Here is a 2079-nt window from a genome sequence, read left to right on the forward strand (position 1 = left end):
GATTCAAAAAATAATCATTTCGCCTTTTATCGTTAGGATGTTTAGTTCTTATAATTATTTTATTTTTCTCCAATTCGTTGATCGCATTAATAACAGAACGTTCTGAAATATTTAATTTTTCGCCTATTGTAACGATATCCATACCTACATAGTTTTCATATGCAGAATTAGCAAAAAAAAGCATTAAAACTTTATTTGTAGCTGGCTTTAATTCGGTTGCAGCTAAAAAAGCAAAAGTTTGAAATACCATTATATTTGGAGGTAATGGAACTCTTTTTTTTCCGAAATTAACGCTAATAGTACTTGCTTCCGGCATTAAATTTTTAATGTCTTCAGCTAATTTTTTCTTATTTAAATCCATTTTTTACCTCTTTTTTTAGGTGAAATTTTCTGCATGTAAACATATAAAATTATCTGCAAATAACTGCACCTATTTTCGTAAAAAACAAAAAATAGGTGCAAAAAAACGACATGGTAGGTGCAACCAGCTTCACCTATTTTTTTGTTAACAATCTAGTTATCATATAGTTATATATATACCCTATTCTGTACTCATTACACGCGCACGTACCTATTATGATAATTGATGAATATTTATGCCCTCGATTTCTGTAAAATGTTTTTTTTGAAGCTAAAAAACTTTTACAGAAATGAGGATAGCGTAGCGATTTTTATAAACGACTTTGGAGTGTTTTAATTCCCTAAGGGCAAAGAGTTCTGATGCGTATCAGAACACACCTCGCTAAAATCAAAAAAAGAAGTGAATTATCCCTAAAATTATCCTTATGCGTGCTGAGAGCACATATTTAATTTACATGTAAGTCACTGTGTATTAAATAGTTAACGTTTTTAAAAAAAAATATTTCGTGCTAATAGCACGCATAAGGATAATTTTAGGGATAATTACAAGAAAAAATAACATTGAAAATCAGTACTTTAGGTTTAGAACAACGCTGCTGCGTCGTTCCCTCTTGCTTCCGCTAAAAATCCTTAAATTCAAACCTTAAAAACTACACTATGAAAGATTTTAAAATTGATGAAAAAGAAGAAGAAAGCACTAAAAACTTATTATCAAAAGAAAATCTAGAAATTACACAAAACAAGATGATTAAAATTTTTGTTGCTTTATCTTTCATCCTAGGATTATTGATATTAGGCTTGTATTTCGTTGTTTTATAGGCATAAAAAAAAACAATTCTCTGGAGTAAAAAGTCTGAAAAAGAAAAAAGCTATTTTAAGCCGTTTTAAGCCTTGTTTTTTTTTATTGGTATGTTTCGGTGTAAATTAAAAGTAAATCAATTTAACGCACTAAAAAGGCTTTCTTTTTCGGACTTTTTTATGGTTTGTGTGATTATTTTTTTATCTTTGAACTATCGGTGAGGGAGGACAAAGAGGCAACGTGAGGACGACCTTGAGAAGCACCAAATCCTGAGAACGAAGCAAGAGAGTATCCATGATCAAGGATGCTCTTTTCTTTTTTTAAGCTTGCTTTGTTCCAAAAAAGCTAAAAAAACCTAACACAAAGTTTAGTTCGATTCTATCTGTTTTCCCTAAAAGAATCTACAATAGCAGCTAAATGACTCATAAGTAATTTTACTTCGAATTCATCTTTATTCTCAAGTAGAATATTTGTTATTTCCCGAGAATCTTCCATATTTAAATCTATGTCAATGATGAGTTTACCTTCTTTATTTTCTATTTTTATCATCTTTGTGTTAGGTTTTTTTAGCTTTTTTGGAACAAAGCAAGTTAAGATTTCTTTTCTGTAATTTCTTTAATCTGGTCCGTTATATTTGCTTGATTGTCAATTAATTGCATATTGTTTTTAATTTCGTTTTTTTCTCTTATTTTATGATCTTCTTCAGAAATACCAAATAAATCTAATTGATTTGGAGGTATAATTTCTATCATTTTTTTTCTTGATTCAGCATTACCTTTCCAAGAAGTGAATGGATTCAAAAAATAATCATTTCGCCTTTTATCGTTAGGATGTTTAGTTCTTATAATTATTTTATTTTTCTCCAATTCGTTGATCGCATTAATAACAGAACGTTCTGAAATATTTAATTTTTCGCCTAT

At 29.1% G+C, this 2079-nt stretch carries 4 protein-coding genes; 1 reads left to right on the top strand and 3 read right to left on the bottom strand.

Annotation, left to right across the window (positions count from 1 at the left end; all coding sequences use genetic code 11):
• Window positions 1-361: MarR family transcriptional regulator (locus tag ACHRVL_RS22990; protein WP_395415592.1), on the bottom strand; the 361-nt coding region annotated here is incomplete at its 3' end.
• A 656-nt stretch (window positions 362-1017) separates the two neighbouring features.
• Here ACHRVL_RS22990 and ACHRVL_RS22995 point away from each other — a divergent pair.
• Window positions 1018-1179, top strand: a complete 162-nt coding sequence (locus ACHRVL_RS22995) for a hypothetical protein (protein ID WP_395326747.1) — start codon at window positions 1018-1020, stop codon at window positions 1177-1179.
• 358 nt (window positions 1180-1537) lie between these two features.
• On the opposite strand, the gene ACHRVL_RS23000 is transcribed toward ACHRVL_RS22995, so the two are convergent.
• Entirely contained in the window at window positions 1538-1708 is a 171-nt protein-coding gene (locus tag ACHRVL_RS23000; protein ID WP_395326750.1) for a hypothetical protein, read from the bottom strand.
• A gap of 41 nt (window positions 1709-1749) precedes the next feature.
• On the bottom strand, window positions 1750-2079 hold a 330-nt coding region (locus ACHRVL_RS23005), incomplete at its 5' end, for a MarR family transcriptional regulator (RefSeq protein ID WP_395415593.1).

This window comes from Flavobacterium sp. FlaQc-28, assembly GCF_044007415.1.
Lineage (GTDB): Bacteria > Bacteroidota > Bacteroidia > Flavobacteriales > Flavobacteriaceae > Flavobacterium.